Below are 16,208 nucleotides of genomic sequence, written 5' to 3'. Positions count from 1 at the left end.
TGTTGCAGCGTCTTTCGCGCGACCCTAAGCTTAAGCAGGGGGAAGGCGACGTGCGACGCATGACGGATCTGGGGCGAGACCGCGTTCTCATCTCCAGCGATTTTGGCGACTATGCGCTGCTATCGCGTGACGAGGCCGACGCCCTGCAGGCGGGTGGCCAGGGGCTGTCTCCAACCCGCAGGATGGATCTCGCCGCGCGCGGCCTGACTAACGTCAGCGGCGCGGTCCCCGACCTCGACGAGGCTGTGCGGCGCACCCGCAAGGCCTTCCTGCTCGAGGGCCCGACCCTCCACATCTTCGTCGTCACCCTGCGCTGCGATCACAGCTGCCACTATTGTCAGGTCTCGCGCGCGGCTGTCGGCGCGGCCGGCTTCGATATGAGCCTGGCGGACGCCGATGCCGCCCTCGATCGGGTGTTCGAGGCGCCCGGGCGTGACCTGACGATCGAGTTTCAAGGCGGTGAGCCGGCGCTCCGCTTCGACCTCGTCCGCCACATCGTGCTCGGCGCGAAGTCCCGAAACGCTGATGGCGCAAAGGCGCTGCGCTTCACCATGGTCTCGACGCTGCACCATCTCGGCGAAGCTGACCTCGCGTTCTGTGCCGAGCACGAGATCCAACTATCGACCTCGATCGACGGCGCTTCAGCCCTCCACGATCACCAGCGCCCCAATCCATCGCGTGACGCCTGGGCGCGAACAGTCGAGGGGATCGGGCGGGCGCGAGCGGCCTTAGGTGAGCACGCCGTTGCCGCGCTGCCGACGGTCACGCGCGCGGCGCTCAACGATCCGCACGGCCTGGTCGACACCTATCGGGCGCTCGGACTGCGCTCGATCTTCCTGCGGCCCGTCAGCCCCTACGGTTTTGCGCGCAAGACCGCGCGTGTGCACGGTTACAGCACGGCAGAGTTCCTGGCGTTCTACGCGCAGGCGCTCGACTACATTCTCAAACTGAGCGCGGCCGGCGAGGCGATCGAGGAGGTCTATGCGGCCATCCTCCTGCGCCACATCTGGAGCCCATTTCACTCCGGCTATGTCGACCTCCGCTCGCCGGCCGGCGCAGGCCTTGGGGTCATGGTCTACAACTACGACGGCCTGGCCTATCCGTCGGATGAGGCGCGTATGGCCGCCGAGACCGGGGATAAGCGTTTCGCGCTCGGCCGGGTCGATCAGCCGCTTGATGACCTGCTGGCCTCGCCGGCGATGAGCTGGCTTGCGGCCGGCGCTGTCGCAGAAGCCATCCCGTCATGCGACCGCTGCGCCTTCCTGCCGTACTGCGGCGCCGATCCGGTGCACCACGCCGTCGTGCACGGCGATCCGGTCGGCGATCGCGCTGCAAGCGACTTCTGCGAACGGCAGACGGGGCTCTTCCGGATCCTCTTCGAGCACATCGATAAAGGCGACCCGGAGACTCTGCGGACCTTCACGGCCTGGGCGTTTCGCAAGGACCGCCGCGAGGTGCGCACGTCGGGATTTGTCGAGCGATGAGCATTGGTCTGCCGCTGCACACCCACGCCGCCATCGAAGGCGTCGAGCGGGTCGAGCTGCTCAAGGTGCTGACGCCGGAGGAGGCGAGGGGGTCGCACCTAGGCGAGACGGACGTGCTCTTGCTGGAGGACGAGGCGCTCGTGCGCCGCGGCGGCGGCCCGATCAGGATCAGCAGCCTTCGCAACCCCGAGGTCGTGGGCCCTGGGGATGTGGTGCGCCTGCGCCCCGGCTCCAGCCTCGTCTCGGTTCTCTATCGCCGTGGGTCGACCTCCAACACGCTGTTCGCCACGGAACGGTGCAACAGCCTCTGCCTGATGTGTTCGCAGCCCCCGCGCGACGAGGACGACAGTTGGCGCGTGGGCGAACTGCTGCGCCAGGTCTCGCTCGTCGACGCCGACGAACCACAGCTCGGGATCACCGGAGGCGAGCCGACCTTGTTGGGCCAGGGGCTCGCCGACGTCCTCACGGCCTGCCGGACCTATCTGCCTTCCACCCATATGCACGTCCTCACCAATGGCCGGACGTTCAAGGATCGTGGTTGGGCCGAGCGGTGGGGGAGCGCTCATCCAGATCACGTCACCTGGGCGGTCCCGCTCTATGCCGATGTGGCCGAAATCCATGACGAGGTGGTCGCCGCCGAGGGAGCGTTCCTGGAGACCCTGCAAGGCCTCTACGAACTTGGCCGGCTCGGCGCAGCCGTCGAGATCCGCGTGGTCTTGCACGCCATCACCATTCCGCGTCTACCGCAGCTGGCGGCCTTCATCTACCGGCGCCTGCCGTTCGTGCGCCACGTGGCGCTCATGGGCCTAGAGCCCATGGGCTTCGCCAAATCTAATCGCGATCGCCTCTGGATCGATCCGGCCGACTACATCGAGCAGCTGCGCGCAGCGGCCTTCCATCTGGCCGACCGCGGCATGTCGTTGTCACTCTACAACCTGCCGCTCTGCGTACTGCCGCGGGACCTTTGGCCCTTCGCCCAACAGTCGATCTCGGCTTGGAAGAACGCCTATCCGGAGATTTGTGACGGATGCGTGGTGCGGCCCCACTGCGGGGGTTTCTTTGCCTCAGCTGGCCCCAGCTGGCGCAGTCGCGCTGTTCGACCGCTCAAGCTTGAGGAGTTCGCCTAATGACATGGCGTGAGCGTCTGGCCCTGCTCCTGGGCGCAGCAAGTCCGTTCGCCATCGCAGACCACAGCGCCGCAGCGACGCCGAACACATTGCTGTGGACGGAGGGTGGCGATGAACCCGTCAGTCTACAGCCGCTCGAGTTCTGGAACGATCCTGCGCACACGCATCACTTGCTGCAGCTGGCCGGACACCGGAGCCACTCGAGCCACAGCAGCCACTCCAGCCACCGGTCGCACGTTTCAGGGAGCGGCGGACATGGCTCACACTATTCCGGCACGCCCAGCTATACGCCGAGCTACACACCCGTGCTGCCGGTAGCCCCGGCCGCGCCCAAGCCCGTCTCGACTCCGGCGCCAAGGCCTGCGCCGTCCTACCAACCGTCCTCGCCGTCGACCCTCTTTGAGGCGTCGCCCGCGGCCAGGCCCTCGACTCCCGCGCCGCCCTCGAGCGCTGCGGGCGCCAGCAGCGGCCTCGTCACAGGAAGCGCCGGGCAAGCGCCCCAGGACGTCGCAGCCGGCGTGGAGCGCTTAAGCCAGGACGACATCAGCCGCTTCGTCCAACGCGTGCAGATCGCCTTGATGATCAAGGGCTACGATCCCGGCCCCGCGGACGGCGTGCTTTCGCCCAAGACCCGCGAGGCACTGCGTGCCTTTCAGACTGCAGGCGGCCTGACCGTCAGCGGGAATATGGACATGGCTACGCTTCACGCTCTGGGCGTGCTGAAGTAGGGGAGGCCACCGCCTTTGGCGCAATTGCAACCGACGCTGCCAGGCGCGGACGTAAGGGGCGTCCGCAAAGGGTGGGAGGCGGACCTTGAGCCCCTGCCCGAGACCGGACACTCACCCGCCGCGATGCCGCAAGGCGTCGACGATGATCTGGAACGCGGGGAGGTTCTGTCGGCGGCTCGGATAATAGAGGAAGTAGCCGTCGAAGGACGGCGACCAGTCGTCCAGGACCCGCACAAGGGCTCCGGACGCGATGTTCGCCTCGACGATGCTCTCCGGCACATAGGCGATGCCGAAGCCGCTCACCGCCGCATCGATCATGGCGTAGGAGTTGTTGAACGTCAGTTGGCCGTCCACGCGCACGCGGAGCGCCTGACCGTCCTTCTCGAACTCCCAAGCATAGAGTCCGCCGGCCGTTTCCTGCCGCATGTTGATGCAGACATGCGCGACTAGGTCTCGGGGATGCCCAGGCACGCCACGCGCTGCGAGATAAACTGGCGAGGCCACGGCGACTAGTCGCCAATCGGGCCCGATGCGGACCGCAATCATGTCCTTCTCGACGCTCTCGCCTAGGCGGACGCCCGCGTCGAACCGCTCCTCCACGATGTTGCGGAACGTGCTGTCCAGGATCAGCTCGACGTGGATGTCTGGATAGGCGCCGAGCACCGCCTTGAGCTTGGGCCAGACGACCGTCTGCAAAGCATGATCGGACAGGGTCAACCGGATGGAACCCGACGGTCGTTCACCGACCGCGGTCAGAGCCGAGATTTCCTCCTCGATCTCAGCGATGCGCGGAACGCTCGTCTGCAGGAGGCGATCCCCGGCAGCGGTTGTCGCCACGCTCCGTGTCGTGCGGGTCAGCAGGCGCACGCCTAACTGTGCTTCGAGCTGCTTGATCGTCTGGCTGAGCGTCGATTGCGCGATGCCGAGCTTGGCCGCGGCCTTCGTAAAGCTGCCCTCTTCGGCGACAGCTTGAAGCCATTTCAGGTGATTGAGGTCAGCGCCGGCCATTCAACGCACTCACTTAGACTTATCGCCCTGACCGATTAGTTCATTCCGATTTCGACGGGTAATCCTTTCTACAGCCAGCGACTAGGTTCCCAGCAGACATTGCAGGACAGTCGCCCATGGCCGACGCGGCCACTTCACACATCGAAACAGCACGGACCGCCGCCTGGGGCGCGGTCCTATCCATGGCGCTTTGCGTCGCGATGCTGATCGCTTCGGAGTTCATGCCGGTCAGCCTGCTGACGCCGATGGCGGAGGGCCTTCGAGCAACCGAAGGTCAAACCGGCCAAGCGATCTCGATTAGCGGCCTGTTCGCGGTCGCCGCCAGCCTTCTGATCACGACCGCCGCCGGGAGACTGAATCGCAAGTGGGTGATGGTGGCCATGACCGCGTTCATGCTGCTGTCCCTGGTCCTGGTGGCCGCCGCACCGAATTTTGCTGTGCTGATGATCGGCCGCGCGCTCTTGGGCGTCTGCATTGGCGGCTTCTGGGCCCTCGCTGCTGCGGTCATCATGCGCCTGGTTCCCAAAAGCGACGTGCCGCGTGCACTGGCGCTGATGTACGGCGGCCAGGCGATCGCCGCGGCCTTCGCCGCGCCCGTGGGCAGCTACCTCGGAGGCCTCTTCGGCTGGCGCGAGGTGTTCTGGGCCCTGACGCCGATTGTCGCCATCAATCTCATTTGGCACGTCGTTGCGTTGCCATCCCTGCCTGCGGAACAGAAGCAGGACTTCCGGGCCATGCTCGGGCTGCTGGCGCGCCCTTACTTCCTGCGCGGCCTCGCAGCTTGCATGCTTTCGTGGGGCTCGGCTTTCACGATGTTCACCTACCTGCGGCCGTTCCTTGAGCGGGTGACGGGTGTCGGCGTCACGACGCTGTCGATCCTTCTTCTGATCCTCGGTTGCGCTGGGTTCATCGGAACCTGGGCCGCTGGGCGCTTTCTGAAGGGCAATATCGCGCCGTTCCTGAAGCTCCCCGCAATGGTGATGGGCGGCGCCACGGTTGGATTACTTCTGCTCGGCTTCTCGCCAATCGCGGCGGGCCTGTTCATGGCGATCTGGGGGGCGATGAACACCCTGTTCTCGGTCATCTGGATGACCTGGATGTCGCAGAACGCTGACGATGCACCAGAGGCGGCCGGCAGTCTGATGGTCGCTGCAATCCAAACCTCAATCCTCTTCGGCGCTGTGGTGGGCGGCGTCCTGCTCGACGCTATGTCGATCCAGGCGACCTTCATCGGCAGCGTCCTGCTCGCCGTGGCCGCGATCGCCCTCATCGGCGACGGCCGCCGAATGCTGAAGTCCCAATGACGCCAGGACCAGGAGGCACAATGATCAATCCTCAACCAGACGCCGGGACACCGGCCGCGAACGGCCTGCGTCGCCGGGAACTGCTGAAAATATCCAGCGCTGGGGCGGCCGTCCTAGGCGTCGGTGCGCTGCTCAACCTTTCCAATGCGGAGGCTCAGACGATGTCGAGTGATTGGGATAAGACGTTCCCGAGAAGCGCTAAGGTCGATCACCAGAAGGTCACCTTCCGGAACCGCTACGGCATCACCCTGGCAGGCGACCTCTATCTGCCGAAGGATCGCGGGGACAGGCGACTGGCGGCGCTCGCCATCGGTGGCCCGTTCGGCGCGGTGAAGGAGCAGTCGTCGGGCCTCTATGCCCAGACCATGGCCGAGCGGGGGTTTGTCACCCTCGCATTCGATCCGTCCTTCACCGGAGAAAGTGGGGGCGAGCCGCGCAATGTCGCCTCGCCGGACATCAACACCGAGGACTTCAGCGCGGCCGTCGACTTCCTCGGCCTGCAATCCTCGGTCGACCGCGAACGTGTCGGGATCATCGGCATCTGCGGCTGGGGCGGCATGGCGCTGAACGCCGTTGCCGTGGACAAGCGCGTCAAGGCGGTCGCGACCAGCACCATGTACGACATGACCCGGGTCATGTCGAAAGGCTACAACGACAGCGTCACCCTCGATCAACGCACGAAGACGCTGGAGCAGTTGAGCCGGCAGCGCTGGGAGGACGCCGAGAAGGGCGCCCCGGCGTACCAGCCGCCCTACAATGAACTGAAGGGAGGCGAGGCCCAGTTCCTGGTCGATTACCACGACTACTACATGACCCCGCGCGGGTATCACCCCCGAGCCGTCAACTCTGGGAACGCGTGGACGGTCACGACGCCGTTGTCGTTCATGAACATGCCGCTCCTGACCTACATCAAGGAGATCTCGCCGCGCCCGATCCTGCTGATCCATGGCGAGAAGGCCCACTCGCGCTACTTCAGCGAGACGGCCTACGCTGCCGCGGCCGAGCCCAAGGAGTTCCTGATCATTCCAGGGGCCAGCCACGTTGATCTCTACGACAAGGTGGATGTGATCCCCTTCGACAAGCTCCAGGCCTTCTTCACTCAGCATCTGGCGTGAAGGAGCCGCGTTATGCCCCCAAGCCGACCTGACCTGCTCGCAGCTAGCGTGATGATCGCCGCCCTTTTCCTGTCGGTCGCCCCGGCAGTGGCGCAGCCCATCATGGAGGAACCGATGAAGCTCTATCGCAACGGAACTCAACCCTCGCAGAAGGGGCCGGCCGATTGGTTTACCGGCGCGGTGCGCATCGATCCGTTGAACACCGCGCCGGCGCCGGCGCGCCACGGTGCGGCGCGCGTGACCTTCGAACCGGGCGCGCGCACCGCCTGGCACACTCACCCGCTGGGCCAGACGCTGATCGTGACGTCCGGCGTTGGTTGGACACAGTGCGAAGGCGAGCCCATCGTGGAAATCCGTGCCGGCGATGTCGTTTGGTGCCCGCCCGGACATCGCCACTGGCACGGCGCGTCGCCGACCACGGCCATGACTCACATCGCTGTCCAAGAGGCCCTCGACGGAAAGATGGTCGAGTGGATGGAACACGTGACGGACGAAGAGTACCTCGCAGGTTCCCCCCAGTCGGCAGACGTAAAGCGCTAGGTCATGACAGAGCGCTGCCGCCCGCTCGCCTTACTGGCGCTCATCGCGATGGCTGCCGCGTGTAGCGGACCGCCGGCCCAGGCCGACGGCTCCGCACAAGCCCAAGCTCGATCACCTCAAACCGTTGAGGAGCCGATGAAGATCAAACTCATCGCCGCCGATCAGACGTTCACCGCACTGCTCGAAGACAGCCAGACGGCGCGGGACTTCGCCGCCCTCCTGCCGATTGAGCTGACCCTACGGGACTATAACCGCACCGAGAAGGTCGCCGATCTGCCCCGGCGGCTGGGTACGGAGAGCGCCCCCGACGGCGTCGATCCGGCCGTGGGCGACATCACTTACTACGCTCCCTGGGGCAACCTCGCGATCTTCTACCGCGACTTTGGCTACTCACGCGGCCTTGTTCGTCTGGGCCGCTTCGAAGGCGGCGTCGAGGCGTTGGCGAAGACCGACGGGCCTGTCCGCGTCGAGCTCATCTCTCCCCAACGCTGATTGGAGGCAAACCTTATGCTCGCCACTGTCCTACACTCTCCCGGGGACGTCCGCTTCGAGGAGGTCGCTGAGCCGAAGATCCTCAAGCCTACCGACGCCATCATCAAGCTAGCGGCCACCTGCATCTGCGGTTCGGACCTCTGGCCCTATCGCGGCCTGCAGCCGCTCAACGGCCCAATGCACATGGGCCACGAATATTGCGGCGTTGTCGTTGAGGTTGGTGACGCAGTGAAGACCGTGCGGCCCGGCCAGTTCGTGGTCGGCTCCTTCGCGCTCTCAGACAACACCTGCCCGCATTGCCGCTTCGGCTTCCAATCCTCCTGTGAACAGCGCGAATTCATGTCGGGCGCCCAGGCGCCGTATGCCCGTGTGCCGCTGGCGGACGGAAGCCTGGTCGCGACGGAAGTCATGCCCGATGACGATCTGATCCCAAGCCTGCTCGCCGCGTCGGATGTGCTGGGGACCGGCTGGTACGCCGCCGACGCTGCAAGGGTGCAGCCGGGCTCAACGGTGGCGGTCGTAGGTGATGGCGCTGTCGGGCTGATGGGTGTGCTGGCGGCCAAGCAGATGGGCGCTGATCGGATTATCGCCATGAGCCGCCATAGGAGCCGGCAAGACCTGGCGCTCCAATACGGTGCGACGGACATCGTTTCCGAGCGCGGCGCGGACGGCGTAGCCAGCATCAAGCAGCTAACGCAGGGGGTGGGCGCAGATTCGGTGCTCGAATGCGTCGGCACCAATGAGGCCATGCATCAGGCGATTGACTGCGCCCGGCCGGGCGGCTCGGTCGGCTTCGTCGGCGTGCCTCATGGCGTCGAGCTTGGCGGGGAGTTTCTATTCTACGCCCAGAAGAACCTGCTGGGCGGCCCGGCGCCAGTGCGCCGTTTCTTGCCGCACCTGATGGATCTTGTGCTGAGCCGGAAGATCAATCCGGGCAAGGTCTTTGATCTAAGCCTGCCTATCGGGGACGTGGCCGAGGGTTATCGGGCCATGGACGAGCGCCGCGCGATCAAAACGCTACTGCGTGTCTAAGACGGACTCGCTGAGTAGGGCTGCGCACCACTCAGAGGTGATCTGAAAGCAGAAGCCGCTTCCACGCCTGGGGCCAGACCTTTGCGCCTCATCGGCTGGGAACAGACATCCAGAATGTCCGCAACGGGTCGGAAGCGGTCGAGAGCGTGGTTCCTGGAAGCGGACCTCTGGGATGTCCGCTCTGCGGCTGGGAGCCAATGTCCGCAGCTGGCGCCGAGCTGACTCAGCACCGATCATCGTCGGGGTGGCGCGGCATGGGCTCATGAGCCAAGCTTCAGGCGGCGGCGACTGATGGAAGCTGCTCTTGATAGAGCTCGGTCGTACGGCGACGTTCCCATCAGCCTGACTTCAAATCCGACGCGTGAAGTTGCTCACGGTTTGTTCGAACGAGTTGGATTCTCGCGGGCAAATACTTCCGTCTTCCGCCGCACTGCAGGGGCCAACTGAGTCCGCTTTCCAGTTGGAAGCCGACTTCCGCTTGTGGCGCATTTGAGCTCCCGCCGGCCAGGCCGCTCCAACGCGCCCTCAATCGGGCGTCCACAACAGGGCGTCGGTGAACCGCTGCCGGTTGCTCCGTGGGCGTCTCTTGCACTTGAGACCTCCGGGAAGCGGCTTGACCCGCTCCCACTGGTCGTGAGGAAGCGTTTCGCCTTCCAAGGCCGCCTCCGAAGTCAGACCTGCACAAGGGTTCGCCCCTACTGGATATCCCTATATCGGCGCTACGACCTAGAGCGCGAGCTTTCCGGCCGGCGTCGATCCGCTCATCCCGCGTCCCGGCCCGCAGGTTGTACGGGGGGGACGCGGGGGACCGGCTTGCCGTTGGGCGAGGGCTCAGTGCTTTTCTGGCGGCTTGCCGAGGAGTTGGCGCCGGTTCTCTTCGCGATCGTAGTGGGGACGCATCTCGATGATCTTTCCGTCCGAGAGGCGCAGCAGCATCAGCATGGAATTGTGCAGTCGGGCGCCGACGTTCGGCAGCCCAGGCAGGGGCGAGCTCTGTACGCCATCGAACATGATGTAGGCCGCCACTTGGTCATTCTCGGCTACGATCCGCTCGACGGGGAACTTGAACCCCTTGAAGGCCGCAAAGCCAGGCTTCTCGCTTTCGAAGAAGGCGGCCGCGCCACGGATCGGCTGATTGAGCTGCGGATAGAACATGAACTCCTTATGGGTCAGCGACGCGATAGCCTCGAAGTCCTGGCGTTCCACAGCAGCGAAGAACTCACGCACGATCGCCTTGTTCTCTTCCGCCGAAGTCTGCGCCTTGTGGGCGACCGCCGTCGGCGCGGTCTGGTGGCCATCCGCGAACCTGTAGGTCTCGCCGTCCGCAGGTACGAGGACGCGCTGGGGATCCATTTGGCTCGCCGCAATGTACTCCCGCAGGTCGCTGCGGGTCTGAGCGGCATGGTTCACCGTGTCCATATGGGTCCCGATGATCTTCGCTCCGGGGGCCAGATCATAGGCCCGGCGCAGATCTTCCTTCCCCATGATGATGGAGCCGTCGAAGCCAGTGACGCGGGCATAAGCCGTGTTGAGGATGATCACGTCGGGCTGGTAGGTGGTGACCGCCTCAGTGACCTTTGCGTGCCAGACCGTGTCGCCGGCGACATAGACGGTGGCGCTGCCGGGACGCTCGAACACCACCCCCATCACCTGTCCCAGCAGCGGGCCGGCGGGGCTCGACATGAGCTGGTCAGTGCCGTGCTGGCCGCCTGTCTTGTGCAGGCGGGTGCCCTTGAAGACGGTGTTTTCAGTCAGGACGCGGACGTCGGCGAATCCATCTTTGCGGATCGTCGCCGCATCAGCGTCGTTCTGGACGAAGATTGGAACGCCCTTCGGGAGGGCCGCGCGGGCGGCGTCGTCCCAGTGGTCGAGATGGGTGTGCGTGACGATCACCGCATCGGCCTTGAGGACCTCAGCCACAGGAAACGGCAGGTCGACCAGCGGCCAGCGGCGATCGCTGTTCAGGGTGCCTTCAAATCCGGGATAGGCGTCCTTCCTGCCGAGCAGCGGATCCACCAGAAAGGTCGTGCCCGCATAGGTCAGCTTGATGGTTGGGCCACGGACCTGTTGGAACACCACGGTCTCACTATTCGGCGCGGCTTGCACACTCGTGGCAAAGGCGGCTGTGAGGGCCGCAGCGCCCAGCGCAAGGTTTCGAAGATTTCTGAAATTCATGACTGATCGCCTTAGTCGAGCGTTGTGGACCGATCGGTTCACAATACCCGGCGTAAGCGGAGAGACAAGCGTCTTCTGTGATCAGTCGAGATTGGCGAGCAATGCGGTCACGGCGCTGTCGAGCCTGCGCCGGTCGGCCCCCGCTCGGACCAGCACCTGCAGGCCTGCAAAGGCGACAGACAGTAGTTGGGCGAGTTCGAGCGGCGCACGCTTGCTGCGCACAGAACCCTCGTTCTGCCCCTTGGCGATGATTTCAGCGAGCTGTTGGGCGCCCGCGTCCATGTCGGCCAGCAGACGCTGTTGGACCTCTGGGTCGCGGGGTGACATCTCGACCAACTGGCAGACGCTCATGCAGCCGAAGGCGTATTCGGGTTCGCGTTCGGTGGCGACGATCCGGCGGAAGTACGTCTCGAGTGAGGTGCGTGCGTCGCCCGAGGCGAGGGTTTCGCGAAAAATGGCGCCCTGTTCCTCGCGGTAGGCGTCCAGGGCGGCCAGGAACAGCTCCCGCTTTCCGCCAAAGGTCGCATAAAGGCTGCTCTTGCTGAGCCCCGTCGCATTGAGCAAGTCGGTCATGGACGTCGCCTCGAAGCCCCGCCGCCAAAACAAATGCATTGCCGCCCGAAGCGCGTCGGGCGTCGAGAATTCCTGCGGCCTCGCCATTCGCCTCTCCCATGCAGGGGATCAAAAGACTGCAGGTCTATATGGACCGTGTGGTCCGTATCGCAAGCAGCGGCGACGTGACGTTGATCTGGAAGGCGTTGAAGGCGAGATCGCACAGGAGGATCATCCGCGCGCCCGATGGACGCGAGGTTCATTCACCGATCTCAACAGGCCCTAGGCTGTCTAGCTACTGCACGGCGCGGTTCCGGGCTGACGGGACGCGAGGCGGCGGGCGTGCGCGACTGGCCATGGCCTCAGCCTGCGAGCGCCTTGGCGGGCCGGCGCGCGGCCAGGGCCAGGGCGACGATGGCGAGGAGCAGGGGGGCAAATGAAACCCCGAGGACGACCTGCCATCCATGGGAGCTCAGCAGGCCCCCGGAGGAGAACGAGCCAATCGCCATGGTGCCGAACACGATGAAGTCGTTCAGCGCCTGAACACGGGTCTTCTCTTCAGGGCGATGGCACTCGAGCACCATCGCCGAGGCGCCCACAAAGCCGAAGTTCCATCCGAGGCCCAGGAGAATGAGCATCAGCCAGAAGTGCGGGATGTCCACGCCAGCGAGACCGATCGCAGCAGACAGGCCTGTGAGCAGAAGGCCCGCGGCGACGACACGTCCGGCGCCGAACCTGGTGATCAGCCGGCCGGTGAAGAAGCTTGGCGCGAACATTGCGATGACGTGCCATTGCAGTCCGAGGTTCGCCGACTCCTGGGAGTGCCCGCACATCCGCATCGCCAGCGGGGCGGCGGTCATGAGGAAGTTCATCAGCATGTATGAGGCGGCGCCGCAGATAACCGCGATGAGGAAAATTCGCTGCCGCAGGATCACAAGGAGCGGGCGTCCGCCCGATTGTTCGTCCGTCGTCGGCGGCGGCAGGCGCACCCCGGCGACGACCATGCCCGATAGGACGGCGACCGCGGCCTGGGCGATGAAGGTCGCTGCGAACATGTGCGACGGCCAGAGGTCCATCGTGTGGGTGACGAGCTGAGGCCCGACGACGCCCGCCGCCACCCCGCCCGCCATCACGATCGATAGCGCTCGCGGTCGCCACAGGGGCTCAACGCAGTCGGCGGCGGCGAAGCGGAAGGAGGCGACCACAGCTGCGTAGGCGCCCCCGAAGAAGGTCGCGAGGCAGAAGACCCAAAACGAGTCGATGACGACAGCGAGCGTCGCGAGCAGGCCCGTGAGGATGCCGCAGGCTGTTCCGGCCAGGAACGCCGCACGTCGACCATGGCGGCGAGCGATTGCTCCGGTGGGCAGGATGCAGGCCGCCATGCCGACGACGAACACCGAGATGGGGAGGGTCGCCAGGGCCTTATCCGGCGCCAACATCGCTCCGATGATCGCGCCGGTGGCGTAGATGACAGTCGAGTTCGCGCCCGCCAGAGCGCTCGCTATGGTGAGCCGGGCGATGTTTCCCCGTTGAACCCGTCGATCAGTCAGACTTTGAGCGTGCTGTCCCAGAGGCGCGGCGGCGTCGTGAGGCATCGTAGACTTGGCCTTTAGCTTGCGCGCAAACCGTAGCGCTCGGGAAAGGGCGCCCACGCATGCGTCGATCGGCGCCGGGCGGTGCTGGCGCTTAGCGCGCGTGTCCCCGCTATATCCGGCCACGGTCTGTCCGCCTTTCGACCAGACGACACATCTTGTAGATCATCGGACAATACGGAGGCGAGCATGACCTGGAGTGCAATTCCAGTTCCCCACGACATTGAAGCGCCCGCGCCGCTCTCGGTGCGGGTGGAGTCCCTGACGCCGCGAACCTACTTTCCGGAACACGAGCATCAGTGGGGACAGGTGGCCTACGCGATCTCCGGTGTGCTTTCGGTGGCGATCCCCGGCCGGTCCTTCATCATTTCCCCGCGGCAGGCGGCCTGGTTGCCGGCAGGCGTGAGCCATCGTGTTGGCTCGCTCATGGGAGCGGAGTTTCGAAGTCTTTGGATCACCACCGACGTGACCGGCGATCTGCCCGACGAATCTGCGGTGTTCAGCGTCGCGCCGTTGCTGCGCGCCCTGATCGCGGAGGCCGCCGTCCTGCAGCAGGGCGATGACGATGTCGCCTACCGGGGGCGTGTCACGGATCTGATCCTCGACCAGCTGCGCCGAGCACGTCCCCTGCCGGCAGCCTTGCCTTGGCCGCGTTCGGCCAGGCTGACGGAACTGTGCGAAGCGCTCTATGCCGACCCGACGGACGCGCGTTCCGCTGAACAGTGGAGCCAGCAACTCGGGATATCCGCCCGCACGCTCACGCGGCGATTCGAGGCGGACCTCGGTATGAGTTTGCGCTCGTGGCGGCGGCGCATGCGGCTCTTTCGGTCCATCGAGATGCTCGGGGGCGACATGGACATCACCCAGATCGCGCTGGAACTCGGATACGCGTCGTCGTCAGCCTTCGCCTTTGCCTTCCGCACGACCATCGGCGTCAGTCCGACCGCCTATCTGCGTGGCGACGCCGCTTCGCCATAGGGCCGGGACGGTTTGGCCGCCGCTCGCTGGGCGCGTACTGTGACGCTCCCACCTTCCTGAGACTGCCATGCGCCGCAAGACCACCTCGCTAGACCCTCGCATGCACAGACGTCGAGGTTGGTTCGCAGCGATCTCGTCGCCAAGGTCGTCGAGACGCCGCCGCTCTGGCCTGCCGCTCGGCCTGTTGGGTTTCGCCGTACTGGTGGGCGCAGCGATAGGCTTTGTGATCGCCGATGCGGGCGCGCCGCCATCGGCGAACGCCGGGCCGGCGGGGGCCGCCCGGGTCATCGATGGCGACACCCTGTACGTTGGGGGCGAGCGGGTTCGGTTGTGGGGCGTCGATGCGCCGGAGCGCGATCAGAGCTGTGAAGACGCGGCGGGCGACCTCTATGGCTGCGGGGAAAAGGCGACCTGGGCTCTATCGTCATTGGTCTCCGGCCGCACCCTGACCTGCCAGGAGCGTGACGTCGACCAATATGGGCGGACGGTGGCCCAGTGCTCGGCCGATGGGGAGGACCTCGGCGCGCGCCTGGTTCGCGAGGGACACGCGCTCGACTACACGCGCTACAGCAGGGGAGCTTATCTCCCCGATGAGCTGCGCGCGCGGCGGGACAAGGCCGGGGTCTGGCAGGGAAGCTTCAGTCGACCAGAGGATTGGCGCCGGAGCGGCGGCTAGAGCTGGCGGACTCCAGCTAGCGTAAGGGGGGCGGGATGGACTATGCGAAGCGACTGACAGGAGGCGTTGGGGCCTGGCTCAATTTCGAAGCGGCGTGCGATCGCACCGCGCTCTTTAGCGAAAAGTACCTCGCCCATCCGATCGGCCAAATCCTCAACGCCGCAAGCGGGGGGCGGACGCTCGCCGAGTATCAGCATCCCGTGCTGGGGCCGCTGAAGACCTCTGCCGGGCGTCGCCCTGAGGTGGATTTCGTCGTCATCAATGAAAAGCGCGAAGTCGTCGTCGCCGTAGAATCGAAATGGATCGGCGCGACTACGCCGCCGGTGGACAAGATCTTCTGGGACCTCATTCGGCTCGAAATGTTGGCCAGCCAGGGCATCCGAGCGATCTTCGTCCTCGGCGGCAAGCGCAGAAAGCTCGAGACGTTCTTTGCGCACCCGGCGTTTGCGGCGACCGACAATCGGGGAGTGAAGAGCCCGCTCCTTCGTCATGACAACAACGCCCTGCACCAGACCACGCTTGGGCCGACGGTGGAGGCGCGACGCGCCATGCTCCGCAATCTCTTCGCAGGCTATCAGGACTTTGAGTTCCCCAATGCTCTGCAAAGTCGTCGAACCGCGCCGTTTCCGAGCGACCCTAAGTCGTCAATCTTCCAGGTCTATGCGTGGGAGATCACGTCCCTGCCCAAGCGGGGCAGCTTTAGACCCAAGAACTCCGCCCAGTACCGCCAGTTCAGCAGCACGACGGACCCCCGCGCGGTCAGCGCCTAGCCTTAGTCCCGTCTTGCCCAGGCTCAGCCTAGAGTTTAGAGCGGAGCCGTGGAGGACGGTGGCGGGGGCCACCAGTTGTTCGTCAAGTTCAGCTGAGCCTGTCAGAGGGCTTCCGGTTCGACTCCGGTCTCCTCCACCATTTGCGAGGCCTCGTGTTTCACCGACCGGGGCGGGCCGCCTAGGGCTCGGCCAGCTGACAGTCGATGATCCGAAACCCGCCATCGGACTCGCGGGCGAACTTGGCGCGGAGCGCCAGCCACATCTGGTCGCCCCCCGCGGAGACGTATCAGCCGCCCCGCTTCAGGGTTTCGCGGGCGATGACCACCTGCTGAATCTGGCTGGTGCCCTCGTAGATCCGGAAGATGCGCACGTCGCGATAGAACCGCTCGATGCCGTGGTGATCGCCTGCCCGAACTGCTTGCGCTCGGTCGCATAGGCCACGCAGTCGGCCAGCAGACGCTCGGCCACGCCGATGCAGACCGCCGAGATGTGCAGCCGCCCGCGGTCCAGCACCTGCATGGCGACCTTGAAGCCTTCGCCCTCGGCGCCCAGGCGGTTTTCCACCGGCACCCGGACATTGTCGAAGATCACGTCGCAGATGTGCGCGCCTTGCTGGCCCATCTTCTTCTCGGGCT

15 protein-coding genes and 1 pseudogene are annotated in these 16,208 nt (G+C 65.4%); 11 read left to right on the top strand and 5 right to left on the bottom strand.

Translation table 11 applies throughout. From position 1 onward, the window contains the following. Positions 1-59 precede the first annotated feature (59 nt). The 3 genes from hxsB to ASC79_RS20945 are packed head-to-tail and all read left to right on the top strand — an operon-like array spanning position 60 to position 3,339. Positions 60-1,484 carry a His-Xaa-Ser system radical SAM maturase HxsB gene (gene hxsB / locus ASC79_RS00085; RefSeq protein WP_156378520.1) on the top strand — a complete coding sequence of 475 codons (1,425 nt, stop codon included), beginning with the start codon at positions 60-62 and terminating at the stop codon, positions 1,482-1,484. Continuing rightward, positions 1,481-2,611 carry a His-Xaa-Ser system radical SAM maturase HxsC gene (gene hxsC, locus ASC79_RS00080; protein WP_056027210.1) on the top strand — a complete coding sequence of 377 codons (1,131 nt, stop codon included), beginning with the start codon at positions 1,481-1,483 and terminating at the stop codon, positions 2,609-2,611. The genes hxsB and hxsC overlap by 4 nt, the downstream gene beginning before the upstream one ends. After that, positions 2,611-3,339, top strand: coding sequence for a peptidoglycan-binding protein (locus tag ASC79_RS20945; protein ID WP_156378514.1), 729 nt, complete (start codon positions 2,611-2,613; stop codon positions 3,337-3,339). Before hxsC ends, ASC79_RS20945 begins: the two co-directional genes overlap by 1 nt. A gap of 111 nt (positions 3,340-3,450) precedes the next feature. On the opposite strand, the gene ASC79_RS00070 is transcribed toward ASC79_RS20945, so the two are convergent. Next, complete coding sequence (locus ASC79_RS00070) at positions 3,451-4,347, bottom strand: LysR family transcriptional regulator (protein ID WP_056027203.1); 897 nt, start codon at positions 4,345-4,347, stop codon at positions 3,451-3,453. A gap of 116 nt (positions 4,348-4,463) precedes the next feature. Here ASC79_RS00070 and ASC79_RS00065 point away from each other — a divergent pair, with 116 nt between their 5' ends. From ASC79_RS00065 to ASC79_RS00045, 5 genes are all read left to right on the top strand, one after another. After that, on the top strand, positions 4,464-5,651 hold the full coding sequence (locus tag ASC79_RS00065; protein WP_056027200.1) for an MFS transporter: 1,188 nt from the start codon (positions 4,464-4,466) through the stop codon (positions 5,649-5,651). Between the two features lie 20 nt (positions 5,652-5,671). Next, positions 5,672-6,766: an alpha/beta hydrolase gene (locus ASC79_RS00060; RefSeq protein ID WP_056027197.1), complete on the top strand. Its 1,095-nt coding sequence runs from the start codon at positions 5,672-5,674 to the stop codon at positions 6,764-6,766. Between the two features lie 51 nt (positions 6,767-6,817). Continuing rightward, a complete protein-coding gene (locus tag ASC79_RS00055; protein ID WP_235528855.1) occupies positions 6,818-7,306 on the top strand; it encodes a cupin domain-containing protein in 489 nt (162 codons plus the stop codon). 135 nt (positions 7,307-7,441) lie between these two features. Further along, positions 7,442-7,798, top strand: a complete 357-nt coding sequence (locus ASC79_RS00050) for a cyclophilin-like fold protein (RefSeq protein ID WP_056027194.1) — start codon at positions 7,442-7,444, stop codon at positions 7,796-7,798. Between the two features lie 15 nt (positions 7,799-7,813). Then, entirely contained in the window at positions 7,814-8,830 is a 1,017-nt protein-coding gene (locus tag ASC79_RS00045; RefSeq protein WP_056027191.1) for a zinc-dependent alcohol dehydrogenase family protein, read from the top strand. A gap of 831 nt (positions 8,831-9,661) precedes the next feature. Here the strand turns inward: ASC79_RS00045 and ASC79_RS21240 are convergent. The 3 genes from ASC79_RS21240 to ASC79_RS00030 form a co-directional block, all read right to left on the bottom strand. Further along, positions 9,662-11,047 carry an ester cyclase gene (locus tag ASC79_RS21240; RefSeq protein WP_156680047.1) on the bottom strand — a complete coding sequence of 462 codons (1,386 nt, stop codon included), beginning with the start codon at positions 11,045-11,047 and terminating at the stop codon, positions 9,662-9,664. A 39-nt stretch (positions 11,048-11,086) separates the two neighbouring features. Next, positions 11,087-11,665: a TetR/AcrR family transcriptional regulator gene (locus tag ASC79_RS00035; RefSeq protein ID WP_056027188.1), complete on the bottom strand. Its 579-nt coding sequence runs from the start codon at positions 11,663-11,665 to the stop codon at positions 11,087-11,089. A gap of 254 nt (positions 11,666-11,919) precedes the next feature. After that, complete coding sequence (locus tag ASC79_RS00030) at positions 11,920-13,275, bottom strand: MFS transporter (RefSeq protein WP_235528854.1); 1,356 nt, start codon at positions 13,273-13,275, stop codon at positions 11,920-11,922. Positions 13,276-13,338: 63 nt separating this feature from the next. Here ASC79_RS00030 and ASC79_RS00025 point away from each other — a divergent pair, with 63 nt between their 5' ends. From ASC79_RS00025 to ASC79_RS00015, 3 genes are all read left to right on the top strand, one after another. Further along, a complete protein-coding gene (locus tag ASC79_RS00025) occupies positions 13,339-14,127 on the top strand; it encodes a helix-turn-helix domain-containing protein (protein WP_056027181.1) in 789 nt (262 codons plus the stop codon). Positions 14,128-14,227: 100 nt separating this feature from the next. Beyond that, positions 14,228-14,803 carry a thermonuclease family protein gene (locus ASC79_RS00020; protein WP_082532011.1) on the top strand — a complete coding sequence of 192 codons (576 nt, stop codon included), beginning with the start codon at positions 14,228-14,230 and terminating at the stop codon, positions 14,801-14,803. Between the two features lie 35 nt (positions 14,804-14,838). Beyond that, positions 14,839-15,573, top strand: coding sequence for a hypothetical protein (locus ASC79_RS00015; protein WP_056027178.1), 735 nt, complete (start codon positions 14,839-14,841; stop codon positions 15,571-15,573). Positions 15,574-15,859: 286 nt separating this feature from the next. Here ASC79_RS00015 and ASC79_RS21415 read toward each other — a convergent pair. After that, positions 15,860-16,208 (bottom strand): annotated as a pseudogene (locus ASC79_RS21415) (acyl-CoA dehydrogenase family protein); the annotation flags it as partial.

Source organism: Phenylobacterium sp. Root1290 (assembly GCF_001425305.1).
In the GTDB taxonomy this organism is placed as follows: domain Bacteria; phylum Pseudomonadota; class Alphaproteobacteria; order Caulobacterales; family Caulobacteraceae; genus Phenylobacterium.
The sequence above is the reverse complement of the archived record's forward strand: the minus strand, read 5'-3'. Positions and strand labels throughout refer to the sequence as shown.